This is a genomic window from Microbispora amethystogenes (assembly GCF_016863015.1).
Lineage (GTDB): Bacteria > Actinomycetota > Actinomycetes > Streptosporangiales > Streptosporangiaceae > Microbispora > Microbispora amethystogenes.
This window is the reverse complement of sequence record NZ_BOOB01000017.1, coordinates 70,955-97,574: the sequence shown is the minus strand read 5'-3', so window position 1 is coordinate 97,574 and position 26,620 is coordinate 70,955. Positions and strand designations below refer to the sequence as shown.

General features: G+C 73.1%; 19 protein-coding genes. 13 read left to right on the top strand and 6 right to left on the bottom strand.

The window, feature by feature from the left end; all coding sequences use genetic code 11:
- The first annotated feature begins 49 nt into the window (after window positions 1-49).
- Window positions 50-637, top strand: a complete 588-nt coding sequence (locus Mam01_RS12765; protein WP_204285566.1) for an arsenate reductase/protein-tyrosine-phosphatase family protein — start codon at window positions 50-52, stop codon at window positions 635-637.
- Window positions 638-688: 51 nt separating this feature from the next.
- Here Mam01_RS12765 and Mam01_RS12760 read toward each other — a convergent pair whose 3' ends face one another.
- The 5 genes from Mam01_RS12760 to Mam01_RS12740 all read right to left on the bottom strand — a co-directional run bounded on the left by Mam01_RS12760 (window position 689) and on the right by Mam01_RS12740 (window position 6,285).
- Complete coding sequence (locus tag Mam01_RS12760) at window positions 689-2,089, bottom strand: tyrosine-protein kinase domain-containing protein (protein WP_204285565.1); 1,401 nt, start codon at window positions 2,087-2,089, stop codon at window positions 689-691.
- A gap of 5 nt (window positions 2,090-2,094) precedes the next feature.
- On the bottom strand, window positions 2,095-3,123 hold the full coding sequence (locus Mam01_RS12755) for an MraY family glycosyltransferase (protein ID WP_204285564.1): 1,029 nt from the start codon (window positions 3,121-3,123) through the stop codon (window positions 2,095-2,097).
- Complete coding sequence (locus Mam01_RS12750; RefSeq protein WP_204285563.1) at window positions 3,120-4,118, bottom strand: NAD-dependent epimerase/dehydratase family protein; 999 nt, start codon at window positions 4,116-4,118, stop codon at window positions 3,120-3,122. The genes Mam01_RS12755 and Mam01_RS12750 overlap by 4 nt, the downstream gene beginning before the upstream one ends.
- 65 nt (window positions 4,119-4,183) lie before the next feature.
- Window positions 4,184-5,128: an NAD-dependent epimerase/dehydratase family protein gene (locus Mam01_RS12745; RefSeq protein WP_204285562.1), complete on the bottom strand. Its 945-nt coding sequence runs from the start codon at window positions 5,126-5,128 to the stop codon at window positions 4,184-4,186.
- The gene (locus tag Mam01_RS12740) at window positions 5,125-6,285 is read right to left on the bottom strand and encodes a glycosyltransferase (protein WP_239101258.1); all 1,161 of its coding nucleotides are present in this window, start codon (window positions 6,283-6,285) and stop codon (window positions 5,125-5,127) included. Before Mam01_RS12740 ends, Mam01_RS12745 begins: the two co-directional genes overlap by 4 nt.
- A 448-nt stretch (window positions 6,286-6,733) precedes the next feature.
- Between Mam01_RS12740 and Mam01_RS12735 the strand changes: the two genes are divergently transcribed.
- The 7 genes from Mam01_RS12735 (at window position 6,734) to Mam01_RS12705 (ending at window position 15,857) form a co-directional block, all read left to right on the top strand.
- Entirely contained in the window at window positions 6,734-8,941 is a 2,208-nt protein-coding gene (locus Mam01_RS12735; RefSeq protein ID WP_204285561.1) for a hypothetical protein, read from the top strand.
- A 133-nt stretch (window positions 8,942-9,074) separates the two neighbouring features.
- On the top strand, window positions 9,075-9,806 hold the full coding sequence (locus Mam01_RS12730) for a class I SAM-dependent methyltransferase (protein WP_204285560.1): 732 nt from the start codon (window positions 9,075-9,077) through the stop codon (window positions 9,804-9,806).
- 37 nt (window positions 9,807-9,843) lie between these two features.
- Window positions 9,844-10,947, top strand: coding sequence for a glycosyltransferase (locus Mam01_RS12725; protein ID WP_204285559.1), 1,104 nt, complete (start codon window positions 9,844-9,846; stop codon window positions 10,945-10,947).
- A 6-nt stretch (window positions 10,948-10,953) separates the two neighbouring features.
- A complete protein-coding gene (locus tag Mam01_RS12720) occupies window positions 10,954-12,216 on the top strand; it encodes a hypothetical protein (protein WP_204285558.1) in 1,263 nt (420 codons plus the stop codon).
- 10 nt (window positions 12,217-12,226) lie between these two features.
- The gene (locus Mam01_RS12715; RefSeq protein ID WP_204285557.1) at window positions 12,227-13,408 is read left to right on the top strand and encodes a glycosyltransferase; all 1,182 of its coding nucleotides are present in this window, start codon (window positions 12,227-12,229) and stop codon (window positions 13,406-13,408) included.
- A gap of 5 nt (window positions 13,409-13,413) precedes the next feature.
- Entirely contained in the window at window positions 13,414-14,733 is a 1,320-nt protein-coding gene (locus tag Mam01_RS12710; RefSeq protein WP_204285556.1) for a lipopolysaccharide biosynthesis protein, read from the top strand.
- Complete coding sequence (locus tag Mam01_RS12705) at window positions 14,730-15,857, top strand: glycosyltransferase family 4 protein (RefSeq protein ID WP_204285555.1); 1,128 nt, start codon at window positions 14,730-14,732, stop codon at window positions 15,855-15,857. Before Mam01_RS12710 ends, Mam01_RS12705 begins: the two co-directional genes overlap by 4 nt.
- Window positions 15,858-15,861: 4 nt before the next feature.
- Here Mam01_RS12705 and Mam01_RS12700 read toward each other — a convergent pair whose 3' ends face one another.
- Window positions 15,862-19,305, bottom strand: a complete 3,444-nt coding sequence (locus Mam01_RS12700; protein ID WP_239101257.1) for a DUF4082 domain-containing protein — start codon at window positions 19,303-19,305, stop codon at window positions 15,862-15,864.
- A 532-nt stretch (window positions 19,306-19,837) separates the two neighbouring features.
- Here Mam01_RS12700 and Mam01_RS12695 point away from each other — a divergent pair.
- From Mam01_RS12695 to Mam01_RS12675, 5 genes are all read left to right on the top strand, one after another.
- Complete coding sequence (locus Mam01_RS12695; protein WP_204285554.1) at window positions 19,838-21,007, top strand: collagen-like protein; 1,170 nt, start codon at window positions 19,838-19,840, stop codon at window positions 21,005-21,007.
- Window positions 21,008-21,509: 502 nt separating this feature from the next.
- On the top strand, window positions 21,510-23,453 hold the full coding sequence (locus Mam01_RS12690) for a DUF4082 domain-containing protein (RefSeq protein ID WP_204285553.1): 1,944 nt from the start codon (window positions 21,510-21,512) through the stop codon (window positions 23,451-23,453).
- 180 nt (window positions 23,454-23,633) lie between these two features.
- Window positions 23,634-24,773, top strand: a complete 1,140-nt coding sequence (locus Mam01_RS12685; RefSeq protein ID WP_204285552.1) for an ice-binding family protein — start codon at window positions 23,634-23,636, stop codon at window positions 24,771-24,773.
- Between the two features lie 111 nt (window positions 24,774-24,884).
- Window positions 24,885-26,039, top strand: a complete 1,155-nt coding sequence (rffA, locus tag Mam01_RS12680) for a dTDP-4-amino-4,6-dideoxygalactose transaminase (RefSeq protein WP_239101256.1) — start codon at window positions 24,885-24,887, stop codon at window positions 26,037-26,039.
- The gene (locus Mam01_RS12675; RefSeq protein ID WP_204285550.1) at window positions 26,036-26,611 is read left to right on the top strand and encodes a GtrA family protein; all 576 of its coding nucleotides are present in this window, start codon (window positions 26,036-26,038) and stop codon (window positions 26,609-26,611) included. Before rffA ends, Mam01_RS12675 begins: the two co-directional genes overlap by 4 nt.
- Window positions 26,612-26,620 lie beyond the last annotated feature (9 nt).

Genomic DNA, 26,620 nt, shown 5'->3' with positions numbered 1-26,620 from the left:
CGGCGTGCCGCGAGCGGTGGCGCGCCGGGCTCGGCCTAGCGTCCCGGCCATGGAGCGTACGCATCCGCCGGAGGGTTCGGGGACCTTCCGCATCCTGTTCGTGTGCACGGGAAACATCTGCAGGTCGGCCATGGCGGAGCGGCTCACCCTGGCCGCGCTCGGGCCGGGCTCGCCGATCCTCGTGGGCAGCGCGGGCACCCACGCCAGGCCGGGGCTTCCCATGACCGAGCGGGCGTGCGGGGTGCTGCGGCGGCTCGGCGGCGATCCCGAGGGGTTCGCCTCGCGCCCGCTCACCGCCGACGCGGTGACCGGCGCCGATCTCGTGCTGGCGGCCTCCTCCGAGCATCGCGCCGCGGCGGTGGCCCTGCATCCCGTCGCGGCCGCGCGCGCGTTCACCATCGTCGAGTTCGGCGCGCTGGCCCGGGCGCTCCCCGCCGGGCGAGTGCCGGACCACGAAGATCCCGTACGCCGGGCGCGGGCACTGCTGGAGGAGACCGGGGCGCTGCGCGGGCTGGTCCGGGTGGAGCACCCCGACATCGCCGACCCCTACGGAGGCTCCCGCAGGGCCTACCGGGCCGCGGCTCGCCGCATCGCGGACGCGCTCGCCGCCCCGATCCGCGTGCTGACGCATACGTGAGGCGTGGGGCCGCGTCACCCGACGCGGCCCCACGCCCCTGCTTTGCCGGCGCTACACCGGTATGGGCGCCTGGGGCTGCGGCGTCTCCGGCGCGGCCTCCTGGACCGCCGAGTCGTATCCGTACCCGTATCCGTAGCCGTAGTAGGAGCCGTGCTTGGCGGGCACGAAGTTCAGCACGGTGCCGACGAGGCGGGCGTTGATCGACGACAGCAGCTCACCGGCCCGGAGCACCTGCTCGCGCCGGGTCTTGCCGTGCCGCACGACGAGCAGCGCGCCGTCGCAGATCGCGCCGAGTGCGGCGGCGTCGGTGACGGGCAGCAGCGGCGGCGCGTCGATGATGACCATGTCGTACTCCTCGGTGAGCTGGGCCAGCACCGAGCGCATGCCCCGCGACCCGAGCAGCTCGCTGGGGTTCGGCGGGATCCGGCCGCTGGGCAGCACGGCAAGGCCCGGCTGCCCCCACGTCTGGATGACGTCGTGCAGCCGCGCCCGCTCGATGAGCACGTCGGTGAGCCCGGTTCCGCCCTCGATGCCGAGATAGCGGGGGACGCTGGGACGCCGCAGGTCGGCGTCGACCAGGACCACCCGCCAGCCCGCCTGGGCCATGGTGATCGCGAGGTTGGCGGACGTGGACGACTTGCCCTCGCCCGGCAGGCAACTGGTCACGACGAGCGACCTGGGCTGCCTGTCCACACCGATGAACTGGAGGTTCGTCCGCAACGACCGGAACGCCTCGGCGCGCGACGACCGGCCCTGGTCGCGCAGGATCAGCGGATGCCGCCGGGCGTCGCGTTCGTAGCCGATGACCCCGAGGATCGAACTGCCGGCGACCTTCTGCAGCGTCTCGGCGGTCTTGACGGTGGTGTCGAGCCGGTCGCGCAGGACGAGGCCCGTGACGGCCGCGAGCAGCGCGAGCAGCGCGCCGAGCGCGACGTCGACCGGAGGCCGGGGGGACTCCGGGGTCTGCGGGACCTCCGCCGGGTCGACCACGGTGACGCGGACCGTGGGCGGGCTCTTGGGTGTGGGCCGCTCGATCTCGTCGATCACCCGGGTGAACGCCGAGCCCAGGGCGTCCGCCCGGTGGGCGGCGCGCACGGGGTCGCTGTCGGCGACGGTGACCCGGAGCAGAGTGGTGCTGGGAATCGCGCTGGCGGAGATGGCGTCCCGCAGCTCGCGGACGTCCTCGGCGCCGGCGACCCGGCCGACCACCCGGCGGCTGGTCAGCAGGGCGGCGTACGACTGCACCCGCTGCTGGGACAGCGCCCCCGCCTGGAGAGCGGTGGAGAGGCTGCCCTCCCGGTCGTCCGCCGAGACCAGCATGGTGATCCCGGCGACGTACCGCGGCGTGGCGTGGGTGGTCACGGCGAAGGCCACTCCCGCTCCCGCCGACAGCGAGAGCAGCAGAAGCAGCCAGTGTCTGCGCATCAGCCGCGCGTAATAGAGCAGTTCCATGGGTGTCAGCCCCTTACACGGATAGAGGTCCGGGGACGGATCGGCGGATAGACCGGGACGCGCTGCGGCAGCACGACGGCGACGCAGGCGGCGGCGACTCCGCCGATCGCCGCGCCGGCCGGCGCGACCCAGCCCAGCGTCATCGCCAGGTCGGCCAGGCCGGCGGCGGCGGCGAGCGCGGCGAGCGCGAGGGCCGTGGGCCGCTTGCCGAGACCGAGCCGGTGCAGCCGGTGCGAGAGGTGGTCGGAGCCGCCCTGCAGCAGCGGCCGGCCCGCCCTGCGCCTCGACAGCAGCACGATCCCGGTGTCGACGGTCGCGACGAAGGTCGGCAGGAGCAGGCCCGCGACCGCCGTACCGGTCCCGGTGCCGGTGATCACCAGTGCCGTCGAGGACGCGAGCACGAACCCGATGAACAGCGAGCCGGCGTCCCCCATGAAGATCCGCGCCGGCGCCCAGTTGTACAGCAGGAACCCCAGCACGGCGGGGGACAGGGCGGCCAGGAGCAGGCCGATCTCCGGACGCCCGGACACGAAGGCGGCGGCAGAGAGAAGCGCGGTGCTGACCACGGCGACGGCGCCCAGCGCGCCGTCCATGTTGTCGAGCAGGTTGAACGAGTTGGTGACCACGACGATCCACAGCAGGGTGATCGGCACGTCCGGCCAGGATCCGGTCACCGGCGCCACGACCCCGCTCGTCACGGCCACCCCGGCCGCCAGCGCCTGTACGGCCAGCCGGGTCGGCGGGGGGAGCGGCGCGACGTCGTCGATCAGCCCGAGCAGGGTCATGGCCACGGCGCCGACGAGGATGCCGGCGATCCGCTGGCCGGCCGCGCCGGCGAGCGCCACCGGTGGGACGACGGTGCACAGCATGATGGCGATCCCGCCCAGATAGGGTGTCGGCCGCCGGTGCGACTTGTGCCCCCCGGGCTTGTCGGTGAGTCCCCAGCGCAGCGCGAGGCGCCGCATCACGGGGGTCGCCGCCGCGCAGCCGGCGAAGGCGCTTGCCGAGGTGGCCAGGACGGTCGCGCCGTTCACCGGCCCGGGGCCGCGAGTTCGGCGCGGGCGTCGGCGATGGTCTCCAGCAGGATGTCGTCCAGCGACAGGGCCGGCGTCCACCCGGTCAGCGCGCGCAGCCTGCCGGTGTCGGGAACCCGGCGCGTCATGTCCTCGAAGCCCTTGCCGTACGCCTCGGCGTACGGGACGAGATCGACGCCGGAGGTGCTCCCGGTGAGCTCGACGATCAGCTTGGCCAGCTCCAGGATGCTCACCTCGTCGCTCGAGCCGACGTTGAACGTCCCTCCGACCGCGCGGTCGTCGTCGAGCAGCAGGAGGAGAGCCCGCACGACGTCGCGCACGTGCGCGAAGCAGCGGGTCTGCGTGCCGTCGCCGTGCACGGTGAGCGGCACGCCCGCCAGCGCCTGCCGGACGAGCCGGGGGATGACCATGCCGTACGCCGGGCTCTGCCGCGGCCCCACCGTGTTGAACAGCCGGACGACGACCGTCGGCAGGCCGCGCTCGCTGTGGTAGGCGTTGGCCAGGATCTCCTCCACCGCCTTGGCCGTGCTGTAGGCCCAGCGGACGACGTCCGGACTGCCCAGGATCCGGTCGGACCCCTCGGGGAGCGGGCCGGCCGAGTTCTTCCCGTAGATCTCGCTCGTGCTGGTCACCAGGGTCTTCCGCCGGTGGCGGTACGCCGCCTCGACGACGATCTCCGAACCGCGGATGTTGGTGGTCAGCGAGCGGAGCGGTCGTTCGACGATGAGCTTCACCCCCACGGCGGCGGCAAGGTGGATCACCACGTCGCACGCGTGCACGAGCTCGTCCACCATGAGTTCGTCCAGGACCGAGCCCTGGACCACGCGCAGCCGCGGGTCACCCGCGTGGTGCGCGAGGTTGGCCGGACGGCCGGTCGACATGTCGTCCAGGACGACGACCGAGTCGCCGCGAGCGAGCAGGGCATCGGTCAGGTGGGATCCGACGAAGCCGCTCCCGCCCGTGATCAGATAGGTGTTCCCGCTTGACGTGGTCAAGGACTTCTCCCAGCACGTGGAGGTGGACAGGATCGCAATAGGACTTCGTGCGCAAAGGCGGTGTGTCAGGCGTTCCGGGCGTCGGACGTCTTCTCGAACCAGGTCACGGTGAGGCGGAGGCCCTCCTCCAGCGGCACCGGCCGGACGCCGGGGAACCGGTCGAGCAGCAGGCGGGCCGACGCCTGCGACTCGCGGATGTCGCCCGCGCGGGCCGGCCGGAACTCCGCCCCGACCGGCCGGCCGAGGACGGCGGCCAGGGCGTCCTTGAGATGGAGCAGGGACACGCGGGTGCCGAAGGCCAGGTTGAGCGGCGTGCCGCTGGTGACCCGGCGGATCGCGGCGTCGGTGAGGACGTCCACCACCGAGCCCACGTAGGTGAAGTCACGCGCCTGCCGCCCGTCGCCGTGGATCGGGACCGGCAGGCCCGCCAGCGCGGCGCTGACGAACGCCGGGATCACCGCGGCGTACGCGTGCCCGGCCGGCTGGAGCGGGCCGTACACGTTGAAGAAGCGGAACGGCAGCACGGGGAGGCCGTAGCTGGAGGCGTACGCCAGCGCGTACGCCTCGCCGGCGAGCTTGCTCGCGCCGTACGGGCTCAGCGGCCGGGCCGGCAGGTCCTCGTGCTTGCGCGCCTCGGCGCGGTCGCCGTACACGGAGGACGACGACGCCAGGATCACGTGCGGGCGGGTGGCCCGGCACGCCTCCAGGACGTGCAGCGTCCCCGTCGCGTTGACGGCGTGCGAGGCGAGCGGGTCCCTCACCGACCGGGGCACCGAGGGCCGCGCGGCCAGGTGGATCACGTGCGTCGCGCCGGGCACGAGGTCGGCCAGCAGGTCCCGGTCGAGGATGCTGCCGGTCACGAGGTCGGCCCCGACGTCGGCGAGGTTGGCCGGGTCCCCGCTGCTCAGATCGTCCAGCACGGTGACGCTCTCGACCTCGGGCCGGACGGTCAGCGCCCGGCAGAGGTTGGCGCCGATGAACCCGGCGCCTCCGGTGACCAGGACTCTCATGCGATGCTCCTTGGGAACGACGACGGGCTGGACGCGGCGTACAGCGACCGGTAGAGCGCCTCGGTGTCGGCCACCAGGCGCTCGACCGCGAAGGACTCCGTCGTCCAGCGGCGGGCGGACTCGCCCATGCGGCGGGCGAGCACCGGGTCGGTCAGCAGCCGGAAGGCGTGCTCGGCCAGTTCGCCCGCGTCCGGGGCGGCCAGCAGGCCGGTGACCCCGTGCCTGACGACCTCCTCGACGCTGCCCACGCGGGTGGCGACGACGGGAGTCCCCGCCATGCCGGCCTCGATCAACGTCAGCGGCGTGCCCTCGTTGTCGGAGGTGAGCAGGACGACGTCGGCCGCCGCGTAGACGGTCTCGACGTCCGCCCGCCACCCGAGCAGGTGGAAGGCGCCCGGTGCGGCGCCGGCGGCCCGCTCCACCTCGTCCGTGAGCTCGCCGCCGCCGCAGACGACGAACCGGCAGGCGGGCAGGCGGGCGAGCACGGCCCGCGCGGCCGCGAGGAACCGGTCGGGCCGCTTCACCCTGGTGAGCCTGCCGACGAAGGCGACGACCGGCGCGTCCGGTGGAAGCCCCAGCTCCGCGCGGGCGGCCTCGCGGCCGGGCACCCCGCCCAGCCGCACGCCCGGCGGTATCACGACGTACTGCCCGGGACGGCCGATCCCGGCCGCGAGCAGATCGTCGCGCACGTTGGCGCCCACCGTCACCAGCCGGTCGGTCATGGCGGCCAGCCGCCGCTCCGCCCCCACGTAGAGGCGGCGTTTCGCGGGCGAGAAGTAGCCGTGCAGCAGGTGGCCGTGGAAGACGTGCACGGTCCGCCCCCCGCCCCACGCCGCGCCGACCCGGGCGAGGCGGGCGGCCACCCGGCCGAGCGCGCCCGCCTTGGCCGTACGGGTGTGCACGATGTGCGGCCGGAAGGCCCGCATCTCGGCGGCCAGCCGCAGCAGCGCGCGGCAGTCGTCGCCGGGCCGGACCGAACGGCCCAGACCGGGGACGCGGTGCACCCGTGCCACCGTGTCCCCGAGCCGGTCGCCCTCCGTCTCCTCGACCTGCCCGGTGTAGAGGCGGTGGTCGAACTCCTCGGTGTTCAGCCGTTCGCACAGCCCCAGGATCTGGGTGGCCGGGCCGCCGATGTTCATGCGCGCGATGATTTCCATGACCCGAATTCGGCCGTCCGGTCTCACCACGGGCTCTTCGGTGATGAGCCTGTTCACGTCGGAGAAGCTAACCCGCGATTTGAGCTTTTCGCCGACACCGTCACGGCGGCGGCGAAGCCTTTCCGCATTCCCTACCGAGGCATGATTCAGGCCGATCGGCACGGGCCGGACGGAAAGGTAAAGCAATGGCGGGCAGCGGAATACCGCCGATCGCGCGGTCTCCACGGCCTTTTCGGCGTGGCAGGGGCGTTCCCCCGGGACAAAGGAGTGGCAAGGACTCCGCCGGGGGCAGGCGTCGTGCCCCGGGCGGACCGGCGGCGGTCGCGAGGCTTGCCGCATGGCCGAGACAGCACTCACCACACCGCGACCGGTCGAGGGGCGGAGGCCTCACCGCCGGACCGGCCGATCCGCACCGGCCCCTCGCCTGAGATGGCTGCCGGCGGTGTCGGTGACCGTGTTCACGGCGGGCGTGACGCTGTTCTACGGCGTGTCGCCCAGGGATCTCGGCCTCTTCGCGGCGTACCTCGCCGTCTGCGTGGCGCTGCCGGGGACGCTTCTGGTGCGGGCCCTCTACCGGGGCCGCCGCACGATGGCCGAGGAGATCGCGCTGGGCGTGGCGCTCGGCTACGCCGTGGAGGTCGTCGTCTACGCCGCCGCCCGGGCCGCCGGGGCGCCGCTGCTCGTCCTGGCGTGGCCGGTCGCCACGTTCGCGGCCGTCGCCGGGGTCCCCCGGCTGCGCGGCCGCGGGTCGAGGGCGCTCCGTACGCCGGCGCCGTTGTGGTGGTCGTGGGCGCTGGCGCTGACCGTCGCGAGCCTGGTCGCCTGGAGCGCGGTGACCTTCTTCCGGCACACCGCCCTGACCTGGCCGGGGATGGCCTCGGTCAACGTCGACCTGCCGTACCACCTGGCGCTCGTGGGGGAGCTGAAGCACCACATGCCGCCCGCGACCCCGATGGTCGCGGGGGAGCCGCTGCTGTACCACTGGTTCGTGTACGCGCACCTCGCGGCGGCGAGCTGGATCACCGGCGTCGAGCCGCTGGTGCTGCTGTTCCGGCTCGGCATGCTGCCCGTGCTGGCCGCGCTCGTCGTCCTGCTGGGGATGGTCGCCAGGCGCGGCGCGGGCTCCCGGGCAGGCGCGCTGGCGGCCGTCGCGGGCACGTTCTACGTCGTGGCGCCCAACCTGTACCTCGGGCCGGGCACGGGAGTGTTCACCTGGAAGGCGGAGTCGTGGACGAGCCCGTCCCAGACGTTCGGGGCGCTGCTGTTCGCGCCCGTCGTCCTGCTCGTGGCCGACCTCCTGCACGGCCGCGGCGGCGCGGGCCGGTGGATCATGCTCGGCGTCCTCCTCGTCGGGGTGATGGGCGCCAAGGCCACCCAGTTGCCGCTGCTCGCCGCCGGGCTGGCGACGGCCGGCGCGGTCGAGGCGGTCAGGCGCCGCCGGGTCTCCCCGGCGCTGCTCGCCGTGGCGGCGATGACCGGGGTGTGCCTGCTCTACGCGCAGTTCGTGCTGTTCGGCGGCGCGCGCAACGGCATCGTCGTGGATCCTCTCTCGCTGGTGCGCGTCACCTGGGGCCAGCTGACCGGCCGGGGCGACGCGCGTCCGGGGACCGCCTCGCTGCTCGGGGCCGCCGGCCTGTACGCGGTGTGCTGGGCGCTGATCTGGTTCGGCGTCCTCGGGCTGCTCGCGGGCCGGCCGGGGACGCGGACGCCGCCGGGCGTGCTCCTCATGCTCGGCATGGGCGGGTCAGGCCTCGGCGCGGTGCTCCTGCTCGGGCACTGCCAGATGAGCCAGATCTACTTCCTGGCCGGGTCCTATCCCTACCTGATGGTCGTCGCGGCACGCGGGCTGTCCGCGGCCCGGGCCCGGGCGCGCCTGCCGTACCGCACCGCGGGCGTCGCGGTCGCGGCCGGGGTGCTGATCGAGGTCCTGGTGCGGTGGCTGTGCGGCGTCCGGGTCCCCCTGGAGCCAGGGCGGCCGGAGGCGCTCCTCTATCTGCCGTACGGCGTGCTGGCCGTGGCCGTGGCCCTGGTCGTGGGCGTCCTGGCGCTCAGGGGGTGGCGGGGGGCGCGCCTGTGGGCCTGGACGGTGTTCCTGGTCGGCGCTCTCGGCCTGCCCGCCGCGTGGGTCACCAGGGCGCTTCCGTCCGGCGACGCCCTTCCGGGCGGCGCGGGCGCCGCCGAGGCCGGGGTGCCCGGCGGGACGGTTTCGGAGGGGACGGTCCAGGAGGAGACGGTCCCTGAGGGGACGGTGGCGGCGGCGAGGTGGCTGCGGGCCCATTCGAGCCCGGACGACCTGGTCGCGACCGACGCCCACTGCCGATGGGGCCATGAGAGCCCGTGCGACAGCCGGCACTTCTGGCTGGCGGCGCTGGCCGAACGGCGTGTGCTGGTCGAGGGCTGGACGTACACCTCGGCGAACATGGCGCGCTGGCGCCCCGGCGTGCGGGTGCAGGACATCCCGTTCCGGGACCCGCGGCTGCTGCGGGAGAACGACGCCGCGGTCCGCGATCCCGCCTCTCCGGCGGCCCGGCTGTTGCGGGACGGGTACGGCGTGCGGTGGCTGGTGTCCGAGCGGCGGGCGGGAGATCCGGACGCGCCGTCCGCCGCGACACCGGTGTACCGCTCCGGCGGCTACGCGGTCTACCGGCTTCGGTGAATTTTTCCTCCGCTCCGTTTTCCGAGAAATTCCGGTTGCGCTCCCGATGTCAAATCAACGGCGCTCGTAGCATTCGACTATGAATATTCGCGTCGTCGCCAGGAATGCCGCCCGTCCCGCTTATCTCCCCGTGATGACGCGGAAAATATGGTCGCGGCTGAGCCATGGGCACGACCGGGAGCGGAACGCCGCCCGTGCCTGGGCGGCGGAGCACGCGGAGAATCTGGACGCGTGGGGAAACGCCGTCGACCCGGTCCTGTGGCGGGAGGGCGGGGAGTTCGCCCGGGCCCTCGCGGACCGCGTCCGGCCGCGGATGGAGGCGCTCGCCGCCATGGGGGTGGACCTGGGCGGGGGTGGCGGCGTGGAACTGCTCTATCTGCTGACCAGGATCGTCCGGCCCGCGCTCGCCCTGGAGACGGGAGTGGCGGCCGGCTGGTCCACGGCGGCGATGCTCGCCGCGATGCGGGCCAACGGGACCGGGCGGTTGATGTCCAGCGATTTCCCATTCTTCCGGCTCGCCAATCCGGAGCGCTACATCGGATATGTCGTGCCGAACGACCTGAGAAGCCGGTGGTCTCTGAGGACGAAGGGCGACCGTCGCAATCTCGAGGAATTCCTGTCTCCGGACACGATGGTCGACCTGGTCCACTACGACTCGGACAAGACCAGAGCCGGGCGGGAGTTCTTCCTCCGGCGCGTGCGGCCCCATCTGACCGGCAGGCATGTCATGGTCATGGACGACATCCAGGACAACCTGGTGTTCCGGGAGCACGCGGAGCGGCAGTCGCTCTTCCGCGTCTTCGCCTACGAGGGCAAGTACATCGGCGTCACGGGCTCCGGGCTGCGGGCCGTCGAGCGCCGCTAGCACCCCGATGGAACGCCTTTCGAGGGGATTGAGCGCGATGCGCGGTGTCCATGTCTGTGAAGTGATCAAGACGCTCGACGTCGGCGGGGCCGAGGTGCTCCTCGTCGAACGGCTGCTGGCCACGTCGCGCCCGGCCAGCCGCTACACGGTGGTGTGCCTGAGCGCGTCCACCGGTGAACTGACCGGTCGGCTCCGGTCGGCGGGGATCGAGGTCGTGGACCTCACCGCCTGCCCGCGGCCGCTGCGGCTCGCGCGCCTGCTCCGCGAGGTCGGGCGGCTGCGGCCGGACGTCGTCAACCTGCACTCGCCGCTGCCCGGGGCGCTGCTGCGGCCGGTGTCCCGGCTGTGGCGGCCCCGGCCGGTCCTGGTCTCGACGGTGCACAACGTGCGTTACCGCCCGCTCACCATGCTGCTGGACCGGCTCACCGGGTGGCTGGACAACCGCACCGTGGCGGTCTCGCCCCAGGTCGCCCGGGCGCGCACCGGCAGGCGCGGGCGCGCCCCGGACACCTGCGTCCACGGGGTGCGCGTGGCCGAGCAGCGGCACCGGGTCACGCTGGCCGCGGGCACCCGGCGGGAGTGGGGTGTCCCCGGCAACGCCTTCCTCATCGTGAACGTCGCGAACTTCCGGCCGCAGAAGAACCACGCGCTGCTGGTCGACGCCGCCGCCAGGGTCGTGGCGGCCGATCCTCGTGCCGTGTTCCTGCTCGCCGGGTCCGGCCCGGAACTGGAGCCGACGAGCCGCCGCATCGCCGGGCTCGGGCTCGGCGCCGCCGTCCGGATCGCCGGCCACGTGCCCGACGCGGGACGGCTGATCGCCGCCGCCGACCTGCTCGTCCTCAGCTCCTCGTACGAAGGGCTGCCGGTCGTCGTGATGGAGGCGCTCGCGGCCGGGGTGCCCGTGGTGTCCACCGCCGTCGGAGGCGTGCCCGATCTCGTCGAGAACGGGCGTAACGGCATCCTCACCCCGCCCGGCAGCGCCGGCGCGCTCGCCGAGGGCATCCTGCGGGCGATGCGGCCCGGCACGCTGGCCCGGCTCCGGGCGGGAGCGGAGGAGAGCGCCGGCCTGGTGGACATCGGGCGGGCCGCGGAGTGGTTCGAGGCGCTGTACGCCGAGGCGTGCGCCGGGAACTCCAGGTGATTCCGGGTGGAGTACATCGTCGTCATCGCCGTCACCGTGCTGCTGGTCGTGATGGTGCACACGACCCTGGCCCCGCCGGTGGCGCGGCGCGCGCTGCCCGTGTTGCTCGCCGCCTTCGGGCTACGGCTGGCCGTCCACGTCCTCGTCCTGCGTTCGGGCGGCTTCGGGTACGGCGGTGACAACCTCTCCTACGAGGCCAGGGCGCTCGGCATCGTCGAACTGTGGCGGCACAGCGGGGTCCACTACGTCACCTCCGAGGAGCTGGGCTCCGTCTACGGGGTGGCGGTGCCGTGTCACGTCTTCGCGCTCGTCATGTACCTGTGCGGGGGACCGGCCCCGCTCGCCTGCACCGCGGTGGTGGCGCTGGTCGCCTGCGCCGCGTGTGTGGTTCTCTACCGGTTCGCCCGGGTCGTCGGCGCCGACGACCGGGCGGCGTTCCGGCTGCTGGTCATCACCGCGTTCCTGCCCGGCTTCCTGCTGCACACCTCCGACACCTTCAAGGACGGCTTCAACGCGTTCCTCGTGGTGGCCTGCCTGGGTCTCGCCGCGTCGAACATGCAACGCTTCGACCCGCGCAAGGTGATCGCCCTGGCGCCGCTGCTGTGGGCGCTGTGGAACGTGCGGCCGTACATGGTGTTCATGTGCGCCCTGCCGCTGCTGGTCGGCGTCGCCCGGGTCAGGCGCGCGCTGTCCGGTCGCGGCCTGGTCGTCTTCGCCGCGCTGCTGATCCCGGTCCTCCTGCTCCTGCAGGGCGTCGACCGGGGCGCCGAGCGGGGCGCCGACCCGGGCGGGCCGTTCGGCACGGTGCAGGAACAACTCGACCGGGGGCAGGCGGAGCACACCCGGCTCGCGAACGCGGAGGGCGGCTCGGGCGTCGCCTTCGACGACGAGGGCAACGCCTGGAACGCCCTGGGCCCGAAGCTCGTCTACACGCTGCTGTCCCCCTTCCCGTGGATGAGCGGGAGCATCGCGCTCCAGCTCGGGAAGATGGACACGCTCCTGTGGTACTGGCTGCTGTGCTGCGCCGTGCTCGGGGCGCGCCGGCTCTGGCGGCAGGACCGGCGGATGCTCCTGATCATCCTGCTGTTCGTCGTCCCCGGCTCCGTCGCGTACGCCACGACCATGTCGAACATCGGCCTCATCTTCCGGCAGCGCATGCCGATCGTGATGATCGCGAGCCTGCCGGCCGCGGTCGCGTGGACCAGGACGCCGCGGGGCGACGGGTCCGCCGTTCCCGGCCCCTCCGACTCACTCGTACACAGAACCTGAGGTCCCTCGAATGGCAACAGCGGATGACGGCACAGGCGAGGGCATGGGCGAGGGCATGGGCGAGGTCATGGGCGGTGAGGGCAAGGTGCGGCGCGTCGTGCTCCTCATCGGGCACCTGGGCCTCGGGGGCGCGCAGCGGCAACTGTGCCTGCTCGCCGAACGGCTCCGCGACCGCGGCGTCGAGGTCCACGTGTTCGTCCTGTCCAGGGGCGGCCCGCACGAGGACGACCTGCGCGCGGCCGGGATCCCGGTGCACCGGCTCGGCTTCTCCCGGGGCGTCACGTCACCGGCAGGCAACCTGCGGGCGTTCGCCCGCCTGGTGCGATCGCTGCGCCGCCTGCGGCCCGAGGTCGTGCACGGCTTCCTCTATGAGAGCTACCTGCTGGGCACGCCCGCCGCCCGGCTGGCCCGGGTCCCCGTGGTCGTCACCGCCCGCCGCACGCAGGGGTACCTGAGGCCGAAGGCGCCCTGGACGGCCGCGTTCGAACACCTGGTGAACCTGATGACCGACCACGTCGTCGCCAACTCCGTGGCCATCGCGCAGGGCACGCGCGCGGTCGAGGGCGTGCCCGCCGGCAAGGTGAGCGTGGTCTACAACGGGCTCGCGCCGTCGGCCTTCGACCGGGCCGGGCCCGAGCCGGTCGGCGGCGCGCTGCCGGTGGTCGCGTGCGTGGCCCGGCTGAGCGGGAACAAGGGGCAGCGGTTCCTCGTCGAGGCGGCGGCGCTGCTCGCCCGGCGGGGCCGGCCCTGCACGTTCGTGCTCGTCGGGGACGGCCCCGAGCGTGGAAGCCTGGAACGGCAGGCCGAGGAGGCCGGGGTCGACGTGCGGTTCCTCGGCTTCCGGCAGGACAACGCGGGACTGCTGGCCCGCGCCGACGTGGTGGCGCTCCCGTCGCTGGAGGAGGGTCTGAGCAACGCGGTCATGGAGGCGATGGCGGCGGGCCGCCCGGTCGTCGCCACGGCCGTGGGCGGCACCCCGGAGCTGCTTGAGGACCGCGGCGTCCTGGTGCCGCCCGCGGCTCCGGAGGCGCTGGCCGACGGCATCGCCCGGCTGCTCGACGACCCCGCGCTCGCCGCGTCACTGGGCGCGGCCGCGCGGGCGTGGGCGTGGAAGAACCTCGACATGGAGGCCGTCACCGAGGAGCACCTCGGCCTGTACCGGCGGCTGCTCGCGGCTCGCCGGGGGAGGTAGGCCCGATGAGGACGGGCGTCAGGACCCTCCTGCAGACCATGGCCAGCCAGGCGGTTCCGCTGGTCCTGGCGGCGGTGGCGGGCGTGTTCCTCGCCCGCTGCCTGCAGCCGGAGGGGCGCGGGGTCTACGCGACGATCACCACCACGGCCGGGATCGCGACCGTGGCGGGCCACCTGTCCGTCGGGAGGTCGCAGATCGCGCTGTGGCCGGTCCTGGAGCGTCACCGGTCCCTGGCCGGCAACGCCGCCGTTCTCGGGCTGGTCCTCGGCGCCGCGTCCGCCCTGCTGACGCTGGGCGCGGTGAGCGCCCTGGCCCTGACCGCCGCCACCCACCTGATGGTCGTGGCGCTGCTCGCCGTTCCGTTCGGCGTCGCGGCGGTCAACCTCAGGGGGATCGCGCTGCTGGAGTCGCGGGTCGGGCTGGCCAACCGGGCGGTCGTGCTGTCCGCCGTGGCGCTGTATGTTCCGATCCTGCTGCTCGCGGTGGCCGGCCGGCTCACGCTCACCTCGGTGGTCGCCTGCTGGGCCGTCTCCACGATCCTGCCGTTCGTGGTGTTCGCCCGCCCGCTCGGGCTGCCCGTACGCGGGGAGGCGGCCCTCGCCCGCAGGCAACTGGCGCTGTCGGGCCGGTATCACCTGGGGACGGTGGCGTTCCATCTGCTGCTGACCGTGGACGTCCTGCTGCTGAACGCGTGGGCGGCGCCGGCCGAGGCCGGCCTCTACACGGTGGCGACGTCGTTCCTCTCGCTGTCCAGGGTGCCCACCGACGCGCTCGCGCAGATCGTGCTGTCCCGCCAGGCGGTGCGGGACGAGTCCGACGCCCGGGCGGTCACGGCGCGTGCCGTCCGGCTCAACCTGATGCTCTCGTCGGCCGCCGTCGGCGTGCTCGCGTGCGCCGCGCCGCCGCTGATCCCGGGACTGTACGGCGCGGCCTTCACGGGCAGTGTGCTTCCGCTTCTCGCTCTCGCCCCGGGGACCGTCGCGTGGTCCCTGCTGCGGCCGGTCGAGCAGTACCTGGTGCGGGTGGGCCGCCCGATGGCGATGACCGCCGTCGCCGCCGGCGCCCTCGCCTCGAACGTCGCGTTGAACGCCGTGACCATCCCGTTGTGGGGACCGGCCGGGGCGGCGCTGGCCTCCACCGTGAGCTACGGCGCCATGGCCGTGGTGGAGGTCGGATGGTTCGCCCGGGTGGCCGGGCTGGGCGCTCGTGACCTGCTGCCCGGCGCCCGCGACGTCCGATGGGCGGCCGCCGCCGTGCTGCGGGGAAGCGGTGCCCGGCACGCCTCGCGCGGAGCGGAGAGATCGATCTCGGGGAGGACGACGTGAGGATCCTGCACATCGGATATCGGCTGCCCCCGGACCCCGGGGGCAAGGAGCGCTACATCGCGCGGCTGGCGCGCGAGCAGGTGCTGCGCGGGCACGAGGTGCTGGTCGCCCGGCGGCGCGGCGACGTCCCTCCGGGTGTGGAGGCCGTGACGCCGGCGCCGACCCACCTCGGCCGCCTCGCCGCCCGCAGGTCCGACCCGGTCGCGTTCGCCCTGGAGTGCGCGGCGGCGCTCCCCGGCCTGGGGCCGGTGGACGTCGTCAACCTGCACGGCGACCACCGTGAGGCGCTCTTCCTCGGCCCCGCCGTCCGGCGGCTGCGCGTCCCGCTGCTGGTCACCGTCCACGGCGCGCTCGCGATGGGGCAGCGCGCGGTGATGCCGTGGGCTTTCCGCCACGTCGCCGGGTTCGTCGCCATCGGCGCCAGGCCGGCGGCCGACCTGGGCAGGGCCGGTGTCCCGGCCGACGCGATCCGCACGATGTCGAGCGGCCTCGACCTGCCCCGCCTGGACGCGATCAGGGCGCGGACGGTCGTGGAACCCGGTCTGATCGTCAGCGTGGGCAGCCTCGTGCCGGTGAAGAACCACGCCCTGACGATCGAGGCCTTCCACCGGCTGCGGGCCGTACGCCCGGGGGCGCGCCTCGTCATCGCGGGGGAGGGCCCCGAGCGCGCCCGGCTCGAACGGCTCGCCGGAGCGGGCGTCGAGTTCGCCGGGCAGCTCCCGGCCGACGACGTCCACGCGCTGGTCGGCCGGGCGGAGGTCTTCGTGCTCGCCTCCCGCAGGCTCGCGTCCATCGGTGAGGGGATCCCGACGGCCGCCCTGGAGGCCCTCGCCCTGGGTACGGCGGTCGTCGTGTCCTCCGACGCCACCCTCGGCCCGGTGGTGGCGGACCGGGACGCCTACCGGGTGTTCCGCAGCGGGTCGGCCGATGACCTGCTGGCGCATCTGAGGTGGGTGCTCGACGCCGGCGCCGCCCGCGCCCGGATGGCCGAGCGCGGGCGGCGGGCGGTCGCCGATCTCGGCTGGCCGCGCACGGCCGCCGTCATCGAGGACTGGTACGAGGCGGCCCGTGCCGGTGAACCGGCGCGTCACTCCCGATCCAGCCCCGAGACCGCGCGCGGCTGACCGCTCACGACGGGGAGCCCGGCCGCCCGCCGCCGGGCCGCCGTGCGTGCCCGCCGCCTCCTGGGTGGTGGAACGCCGCGGACTGCGGGGGCCGCGCCAGGTAGGGGAACCTCTCCAGCATCGGCGCCCGCGCGGCGTCGCGCCGCGCCCGGCCGGTCTCGCGGACGAGCGGGGCCGGCGCGTACGGCATCGCGGGCCGCCGCCGCCCCGGAAGCGACTGCGGCGCCGAATGCGGGACCGGGTTCCCGTACGGCCGGCCGGCTCCGTGACGCGGGGCCCGGCGGGCGGCGGCCTGCGCCTGGGCGGCGTCGAACAGCACGTCCACCCAGTAGTTGGAGGCGCGGTAGGTGGCGGTCGGGAACGTGTTCGTCCCGGCGTAGGTGTAGACGCCGTTGCCGCCGGACGCGGCGTCGGCCAGAGCGGTGAGCGGGCCGCGGCTGTACTGCGTGGTGAAGTAGAACCGGTCCAGCGCGTAGAACCCGGTCGGCGTGAAGTACGACGCGATGTACGTGGTGCCCGGCGTGATGTTCACGGGTGTGGAGAAGAGCGCCTGCTGCCACCCGGACGGCGTCTCGTTGGTGAACGTCACGTTCGCCAGCAGCTGACCGTCGACGGTCCACAGGCTGCCGACGTGGACCCCCGTGTTCTGGGTGCTCTTGTAGAACCGGATCCCCCGGATGGCGCCCGAGACGGAGGACTGGAACTTCACGCCGAGCGTGACCGCCTTGGTGTCGGGCTGGGCGACGACGTCCGGTGTCGCCGACTCGTCCCACAGCGTGGTCGCCTGCGAGTAGACCACGTCGACCCAGGCGTTGCTGGCCCGGTAGGTGCTGGTCGGGAACGTGCTCGTCTTGCTGTAGGTGTAGAGCCCGTTGCCGCCGTCCACGCCGTCCGCCAGCCCGGTGATGAGGCCGTTGGAGTACTGCGTGACGAAGTAGTCCCGGTTGACCGAGTAGAACCCGGTGTTGGTGTGGTAGGAGGCGACGTAGCTGACGTCGTTGTTCACCGGCACGGGCGTCGAGAAGTTCACCTGCTGCCAGCCCGTCGACGTCTCGCTGGTGAAGGTCGCCTGCGCCAGCAACTGCCCGGTGTTGGTCCACAGGCTGCCGACGTGCGTGCCGGTGTTCAGCGGGCCCTTGTAGAACCTGATCCCGGAGATGTAGCCGGGGCTCCGGACGCGGAACCGGACGCCGACCTCGACGGCCTTGTTGTCGTCCTTGGTGACGTTGGCGGGCACGGTGTCGGGCGACCAGATGGAGCACGGGCAGCCCGCGTTGACGGTCACCGATCTGCTGGCCGGGGTCCGCTGGATGTTGCCGATGTCGTCGACGGCCCGCGAGAGGATCGTGACCGGGCCCTGGCCGCTCGTCGTCGTCCAGGCGTACTGCCAGGCGGTCCGGCCGGTCGCCCGGTGCCACGTGGTGCCGCCGTCGACCGACACCTCGATCCCCGCCACGACGCCGCCCCCGGTGTCGGCGGCGGTTCCGGCGATCGTCACGGTGGTGCCGCCGGGCACCGAGGCGCCGCTCGACGGGGTGGTGATCGTCGAGGTCGGGGGAGCGGTGTCGGTCGACGGTGTGGCCGGGACCAGGCCCGGCTGCAGGGTGGCCGGCTGCGTGCGCATGTCGGCGAGCAGGTTGACGGTGGCCTGCTGCATCCGGATGTCCGTCGGCGTGCCCGGCCGGTCGTGGACCGCGTCCAGACCCCACGACCACTGGATGGTCCCCGCGCCGAAGACGTACGCGCCGCTCGGATCGCGGTAGAGGACGAGGCTGTGCGTGGCGATCCCGGCGCCGTACGTCGCGCCGAAGTCGAGCAGGAACTTGGTGGTGGTGGCCACGGTGGTCCTGGAGAACAGGACCAGCCCCGCCGGGGCGAAAGCGTTGTCCGGCGCCTCGTCCCACTCGTAGCCAAGAGTCCCGTTGGGGAAGGTGGCGACCTGCCCGGGCTGCAGGTTCGCGACCGAGGTGTTGCGCCACAGGCGCATCGGGGCGTACTCCGCCGGAACGGTGATCGCGTTGTTGACATTGCCGTTGACCATGAAGAGCGTCCCGGTCATGGCGTTCTCCGGATAGCCGCCGTTGGGCGGCTGGGCGAAACGCGGGTCGCGCCAGGTCCCGGTCCAGGTGGGACTCGGGTCGATCTTCATGTTGGCGACGGTCTCCTTGTAACAGACCATCGTCCGGTTCGGGGTCGCCGAGGGGTCGATGCTGCTCTCCCACCTCGTCTTCCAGAACATCTCGTTGCCGGTGAAGAAGGCGATGTTGACGCCCTTGTTCTTGGCGTTGACGACGTTGTCGCGCGCCTCCTGCGACCAGTACTCGTCGTGGCCGGAGGAGAAGAACACCTTGTGGTTGAGAAGTTGCGCGCCGCTGGTCACCGTGTCGACGCTGCTGCTGTAGCTCACGTCGTAGCTGTTGGACTCCAGCCACCTGATCATCGGGTATTCGGCGTTGAAGAAGTAGGTCTCCGGCCATCCGGCGCGGGTGATGACCGGGCGGTTGTAGCTGACCTTGAAGGCGCGGCCCACCGGAAGGCCCTTGTACAGGCTGTTGCCTCCGTACGTGTTGTACGCCTGCCAGGTCGCGTCGGAGGTCTGCACGAGGATGTCGGAGTTACGCGCGTCGTTCCTGACGACGAAGATGTTCTGGCTGACGCCGCTGGTGCCGTCGGTGCGGGTGAAGTTCGCGAGGTAGACGCCGGAGACGGCGTCGGCCGGCACCGCCCAGGAGGCCGAGAGGCTCCAGTTGCCGCAGTCGACCAGTCCCGTCGTCGCGTCGTTGAGGCAGGCCGGCTGCGACTGCGGCAGCGGCACCGAGGGGTTGACGGTCGCGATCTTCCGCGCGCCCAGGCCGCTGTAGTAGCCGACCCGGTAGATGTCGATCCGGTAGGAGGTGACCGAGGGGGCGTTCACCTTGAACTGCTGGGTCTGCCCCGCGTTGACGCTCATCTGGGTGGCGTAACCGGTGATCGCCGGGCTGCCCGCACCGGGCACGTCCCATTCCGAGGGCGGGCTGCCCGGCAGGCTGTTCTCGATGCAGATGATCGACGTCGGCGGGCAGGTCTGACGGGACGCCCGGCGCTGTCCCCTCCGGAGGTGCCGCCGGCCGCCGAGGCGTGAGGCCCGCGGGTCCGTCGTGGGGTTCGCCTCGGCCGCGTCGGCGGACTGCACCGTCCCGGGCGGCTCGGGCGCCGCGGGTCCGGCGGGGCCGCCGGGCGTGCCGGGCATGCCGGGTGGGGTGAGGGTCGCCGGGGCGTGACCGTCCGCGGAGGCACCTGCGGAGGCGCCTGTGGAAGCACCGGGGGAAACCTTGGCGTCGGGGGCGGGCGTGCCCTGCGGCGAGCCGGAGGGGCTCGTGCTTACGATCCTCACGTCACCTCGGCCCAGGTCTTCGGCGGGCACCGGAGCCCAGGCGGTGGCGAGCAGAACGGCCGCGGCCGTCAGCATGGTGCCGAAGATACGCGCGGCGCCGGGAAATCCTGTTTTCCGGGCAGCGCCGATTGTTTTCCATTCGCCTGGCATGTACAACCTCTGGTTCGCGCGGCGGAACGCCTTAAGGTGAGGACGGCCAGCGAAGGCTAGCGGGGACCGAATATCGCCCGGCGGCACGCGCGGAAGCGGCGAGTTCCCGGCAGGGCGGACACCGTTTCGCATTTCGCGCGCCCGGCGGGTGCCGCCGGCGTGGGGCCGGGTAAATCGCCGTCAAAAAGCCGGACAGGGGATGCGCGTGAAATCGGCACACCCCGGCCGCGCGGCCATCGGAACGCCCATGCCGCGGTTCGCCCGGGAAAAGAATTCGCCGGGATTTCGCGCCGGCCCGGGAGCGGGCGTCAGAAGCTGGATTTTCTCGCTGGAAGGACGGGTTCGCGTGAATCCTCGGGAAAGTGGGGCGATGTCGCGGTCGCCCGTCGGGGCGGGCGCACTACGACGTGCCGCCGCCGTCGTGGGAGCCACCGTGGGAGCCACCGTGGGAGCCGCTGTGGGAGCCGCTGTGGGAGCCGGGGCGGTCGCCACGATGGTCGCCGGCATGGTCGCCGGCGGAGGTATGGCGCCGGCCGCCTCGGCCGCTCTGGCCGCCCAGAACGTCGCGCGCGTCGCGCGCGTCGCGGCGGGTGGGACCGCGTACGCGAGCCACGGCTCCCGAGGGCCGGAGGCGGACACCGCTTGCGCCCCCGGGCGCCCGCACGGTCCGGCGGACCGCGGCGTGAAGAAGGCGAGGAAGCGGCCGTGCGCGCCGCGCGGCGCACACGCGACGAACGGTGCGGGCCGGGGCGCGCGGGGAGGGACCGGCACCGAGACCGCCGCGCCGCCGTGGCCCTGGGACGACGCGGCCGGAGGAGACCGCCCCGCGGCCGCCCCGCGGCCCGCGCCTCCGGGCGGGGCGGGGGCCTCCGCGCCGGTCCGGCCGGTCGGTCTCGCGGGAGTCGTGCCCCTGTGGGACGACGACAGCGGGTCCCGCGACTCGGGAGGCGCCGCCTGGCCTTTCATGAGCGCGCCGCCCTGGCTGTCCGGAGCGGGCGGCCCCGCCGGTCCGTTCGTCCCGTCCGGCTCGTCCGGCGAGGGGGGAACCGCGGGCCCGGCCGGACCCACGGGGGAGACCGGCGAGCGGGGACCGCAAGGGACGCCCGGGCCGGAAGGCCCCCGGGGGCCCGCGGGACCGGAAGGAGCCGAGGGCCCGGCCGGACCGGAAGGACCCGCGGGACCGGAGGGAAAAACAGGCCCGGAAGGACCGCCCGGGCCCGCGGGGCCTGCCGGACCGCAGGGACCGCCAGGGCCGGAGGGGAAGGCGGGCCCGCAGGGACCGCCCGGGCCCGCCGGTCCGACGACGAGCGTCGACTCGAGCTCGTTCGTCGGCAATCCCGGGTCGCTCCTGACGTTCCTCGGCCGCGTGCCCGGTGACGGCAGGACGCTGGTGCGGGATCCCCGCACGAACACCTGGTACGACCTGTCCCACGTCGCGGGCTACCCCGCCGGTGTGCTGGCCGTCTCGGTGGACGCCGAGCTCGCGGGCACCGGCGACGACCTGTACGTGACCGTGGCCACCGCCGGCGACGTGGCGCAGACCCGGTGCACGGTCTTCCCGGCTCCGGGCACCGGCGGCGTCCCCGCCTGGCCGGGCAACTGCCGTCCGTTCACCGTCCTGTCCTGACCGTGTCGGTGGGCCGGGCGGCGGTCCCGCCCGGCCCACCGCACCCGTGGCCGGAAATGTCCGACACGAGAAGGGTCATTCGCGTATCTGGAAATGTGATGAAAGAAGAGCCGGGCGTAGCAAAAGGAGTGGGCCGTATGGAAACTCCGCAGGCCCGGGAGTACCATCCAATCCGAGCGGGCATTTCATAGATCTTTTCCGCCCGCGTATAGATCCTGTTCATCCGCGCGGCAATCATCCATTCCGCGGCGGCCTTCCTCGCGTCATCGTTTGCGTGTCGCGTCTCTCGGCTCCCTGAGTCGGTTCGCATAGAAATTCCTCCTGCGACGTGCATGATTATGTGGCATTCGTCCGATTGTGCGAGAAAGGTCAGGAAATGAATGCAAATGCTATGAAACGCGGGCGGGAGCCCGCCGTACGGAAGACGGGTCGCGGACGCCGTCCCGGCGCGGGCGGAACCGTCCGGCGCCGCCTCTCGGCCCTTCTCACGACCCTGTTCGCCATGCTCGCACCGGGGGTCGCGATCCCCGGCGGCGCGAGCGCCGGCCCGTCCCTGACGATCGGCGACGCGGACACCTACGCGGTGCTGGCGGGGACGTCGGTGACGAACACCAACCTCACCTCGATCACCGGAGACCTCGGGGTCAGCCCCGGGACCACGGTGACCGGCTTCCCGCCGGGCACCGTGAGCGGCTCCATCCGGACCGGCGCCGCCGCCGCCGGCGCGAAGGCCGACGTGACCGGCGCGTACAACGCCATCACGGCCATGTCCTCGAACGCCACGATCCCACCCGCCCTCGGCGGGACGACCCGGACCCCCGGGGTCTACGACTCCACCGGCGGACCCTTCACCATCAACGGCACGCTCACGCTCGACGCGCAGGCCGATCCCGACGCCGTCTTCGTCTTCCGGGGCACCACCCTCACCGCCGCCAACGTGAGCAACATCGCCCTGGTGAACGGCGCCCAGGAGGACAACGTGTACTGGCAGCTCACGGGCACCGCGTCGCTGGGCACGTTCTGCACCTTCCGCGGGAACGTGCTCGCCTCCGGCGCGGTGTCGGTGAGCTCGGGCGCCGCGGTGTACGGACGGCTGTTCTCGCTGAACAACACGATTGGCCTGCAGGGCACCATGGGCCTTCCGGCCACCCGCGTCACGGTGCCGAACAACCCGCCCACGACCACGAGCCTGACCTCCTCGCTCAACCCGTCGAACACGGGGGACGCGGTGACCTTCACGGCCAACGTCCAGGCGCAGTCGGGTTCGATCGTCCCCGCGGGCTACGTGGCGTTCAAGGACGGGACGACGGTCATCGGCACGGACTACCACGACGACGGGCATCCCGCCAGGCTCACCACGTCGAGCCTCGCCGCCGGGCAGCACCGCATCACGGCCGTCTACCTCGGCGGCGACACCTTCGACGGCGAGGCGGTCATCCACTTCGCCCCGAGCACCTCACCCGAGCTGGTGCAGAGCGTGTCGAGCGTCGGCCTGTGGAGTGACAGCGCGACTCCCGACCAGGCGTCGCGCAACGACCCGCAGGCCGTGGTGGTCGGCGTGAAGTTCCAGTCGGCGGTGGACGGCGTCGTCACCGGCATCCGGTTCTACAAGGGCCCGCAGAACACCGGCACCCACACCGGCAGCTTATGGACGGCCGACGGCCAGAAGCTCGCCACCGTGACCTTCACCAACGAGACCGCGACCGGCTGGCAGCGGATGGACTTCCCCAACCCCGTCGCCATCAGCTCCGGCACCACGTACATCGCCTCGTACCACACCACGTCCGGCTTCTACGCGCTGAACCGGCCCTACTTCACCTCCGCGTACACCAACGGCCCGCTCACCGCGCCCGCCGACGGTCCCTCGGGCGGCAACGGCGTGTACGCCTACAGCGCCACCGACACCTTCCCGACCAGCAGCTACCGGGCGTCGAACTACTGGGTCGATGTGATGTTCACCCCCGCGCAGACGCTCTGGGACAACACCGCGACCCCCGCGGTCGCCAACCAGCCCGACACCCAGGACGCGGTGCTCGGCGTGAAGTTCATCGCCGCGACCGCCGGCCTGGTCACCGGCGTCCGGTTCTACAAGGGCCCGCTGAACACCGGCACCCACATCGGCAGCCTGTGGACCTCCGGCGGCACGCAGCTGGCGACCGCGACCTTCACGAACGAGACCGCCTCCGGATGGCAGCAGGCCGACTTCCCCAACCCCGTCGCCATCACCGCGGGCGCCACCTACGTGGTCTCGTACCACACCTCGGGGCGCTACTCGGTGACCAGGCCGTACTTCACCTCCGCGTACACCAACGGGCCGCTGACAGCGCCCGCCGACGGCACGTCGGGCGGCAACGGGGTGTACGCCTACAGTCCGACCGACACCTTCCCGTCCAGCACCTTCCGCGCGTCGAACTACTGGGTCGACGTCGTGTTCCAGCAGAGCTGAACGAACGGCCGGCGCCGGGCAAAGAACGGGCAACGAAACGCCCCGGCCCGGTGTCCGGCCGTGCCCCTGCCGGTCCCTTACCCAATGCTTACGCGCGGGCAGGCCACCGCGACCCGCCGATCGTCCCATCCGGGCCGGCCACGCGGCAGGGCCGGATCCCCGAGAAGGAGGAGTCCTCTCATGGCGGCAGTCGCCGGTCACCGCCGGTTTCTCCCACGCGGCGCCACCGCGGTGTGGTTGTACGCGGCCCTTGCCGGGGCCCTCGTCGCGGCCCTGATAGCGGGCGTCCTCGTCGTGACGGACGGCCGCGCGAGCGCCGACCAGCCCCCGGTGGACCTCGGCGCCGCCGAGCACACCGCGGTGCTCGCGGCGGGCACGGTCATCAGCGCGAACGCGACTCTGATAACCGGGGACGTCGACGTCAGCCCCGGCACCGCCGTCACCGGTTTCCCGCCGGGCGTGATCGAGGGGGACGTCCACGCCGGCGACGCCGAGGCGGCGCAGGTGATGGCCGACGCGACCGCCGCGTACGACGACATCTCGGCTCGGGGCCCCGCCGTCACCGTGCCCGCCGAGCTCGGCGGCACCCGCAGGACCCCCGGCGTCTACGACTCGGCGGACGGGACGTTCCGCATCGACGGGACGCTCACCGTCGACGCCGGAGGGAACCCGGACGCGGTCTTCGTCTTCCGCGCGGCCACGCTGACCACGGCCAGGGTCAGCAACATCATGCTGATGGGCGGAGCGCAGGCGGACAACGTCTTCTGGCAGGCCACCGAGGGCGCCGTCCTCGGGACGTACTCCACCTTCCGCGGCACCGTCCTGGCCCGCGGCTCGATCAAGGTCACGGAGGGCGCCGTCATCGACGGCCGGACCCTCCTCCTCGACAACACGGTCACGATCGAGGGCACCACCGAGGCGGACAACGGAATCGACCGCGCGAACGAGGTCGATGCGATCGTCCCGCCGCCGACCCGCGTCACGCTGCCGTTCGACCCCGGCACCACGACTCAGCTGACCTCCTCGCCGAACCCCTCCCGGGCGAAGTTCCCGGTCACGTTCACCGCGCGGGTCCGCCCCCGCAGCGGCTCGCTGGCGCCCGCCGGGAGGGTGGTTTTCAAGGACGAGGGCGTCGTCATCGGCTCGGGCACGCAGACCGGCGCCGACACGCCCGCCACGTTCACGACCTCGGCGCTGTCGGTGGGGGAGCACCACATCACCGCCGTCTACCTCGGCGGTCTCACGGCGCAGGCCGAGGCGTGGGTGCGCTTCGCACCCAGCACCTCGAACGAGGTGGTGCAGGTCGTCACCGCGCGATAGCCCGGCCTGTCCCGCCCCGCCCCCGCCCCCGCCGTAAGGGTTGCGCCATGATTCGCCAGCCACGCGCGGCGGCGGCGGGGTGGGGACGCGGGGGCGTTGTTCACTACGGCGGTGAGCACAACGAGCCTGAAGGCCGTCCCCTTCAACCGGACCCACGTGGCGGACAACGAGCTCGCCTACCTCGCGGAGGCGGTGCGCCAAGGCTTCACCTGCGGGGACGGGCCGTTCACCGAGCGGGCCGGCCGGCTCCTGTGCGAACTGACCGGCGCCGGCCGCGCACTGCTGACGACCTCGTGCACGCACGCCCTGGAGATGTCGGCGATCCTGCTGGACCTGCGGCCCGGCGACGAGGTCCTCATGCCCTCGTTCACGTTCGTGTCGACCGCCAACGCCTACGCGCTGCGCGGGGCGGTGCCGGTGTTCGTGGACTGCCGGCCCGACACCCTGAACATCGACGAGCGCCTGATCGAGGCCGCGATCACCGGGCGGACCAGGGCCGTGGTGGTCGTCCACTACGCCGGGGTGGGCTGCGAGATGGACGCGATCGGCGCGGTGGCGCGACGGCACGGCCTCGCCCTGATCGAGGACAACGCGCACGGGCTGGGCGGGTTCTACCGCGACCGGCCCCTCGGGTCGTTCGGGCTCATGGCGACGCAGAGCTTCCACGCGACGAAGAACGTGCAGTGCGGGGAGGGGGGCGCCCTGCTCGTCAACGACGCCGTCCTCGCCGCGCGCGCCGAGATCGTCCGCGAGAAGGGCACCGACCGCAGCCGGTTCTTCCGGGGACAGGTCGACAAGTATCAGTGGGTCGACATCGGGTCGAGCTATCTGCCCTCGGACGTCCTCGCGGCCATGCTGACCGCGCAACTGGAGTCGTTCGACGCGATCCAGCGACTGCGTCAGGCGGTGTGGCACGGCTATCACGAGGGCCTGGCGGACTGGGCGGCCGAGAACGGGGTGGCGCAGCCGGCGGTCCCCGCCGACCGCGCGCACCCCGCCCACCTCTACCACCTGCTCCTGCCCGACCTGCGCAACCGGCAGGCGTTCATCGCCCATCTCGCGGCGCACGGCGTGCAGGCGGCGTTCCACTACCAGCCGCTGCACAGCTCCCCGGCCGGTCCGCGGCACGGCAGGACCGCCCCCGGCGGCTGCCCGGTCACCGAGAACGTCGCCGACCGGCTCGTACGGCTGCCGCTGTTCGCGGGCCTCGGCGAGGCCGGAGCGGCCCGTGTCGTCGACGCGGTGCGCGGCTACGAGGTGCGATGACGGTGCGCCCGAACACGGCCGGGCTCGCGCCGGAATCCGCTCGGGGACCTGCCCGAAGTCCAGGTCCGGGACACGCTCCCCAGCCGGTCCCGCCCTCCGCCGACCGGTGCGGCGCGGACGCCGGAGGCGGCCGGCCCGCAGGGCGCCGTCACCTCGCGCGGCGGGTCCTGTCCGCGGCGCTCGACCGGCGGCGCGTGCTCTACCTGGGCAGCGGCGCGCTGTCGGCCGGGGTGTACTACGCGGTCCTCGGCGTCCAACTGGCCGCGCTCGGGCACCGGGTCCCGTACCCCGTCCTGCTCGTGACCAGCCAGTTCGTCGCCTCGGTCGTCGTCTACCCGTGGTACCGGCTGATGGTCTTCCGCGTGTCCGGATCGTCCTGGGTGCTGGGCCACCTGCGGTTCTACACCGTCGGGCTGGGCTTCCTGGCCGCGTCGGTCACCGGCGTTCCACTCCTGGTGGAGCTGGCCGGGATTCCGATCATGGTGGCGCAGGCACTGGTCATCGTCGTGAACGTGCCGCTGGGCTACGTGGTGCACAGACTCTGGACGTTTCCGTCCCGCCGTAAGAACTGATCACTAGGG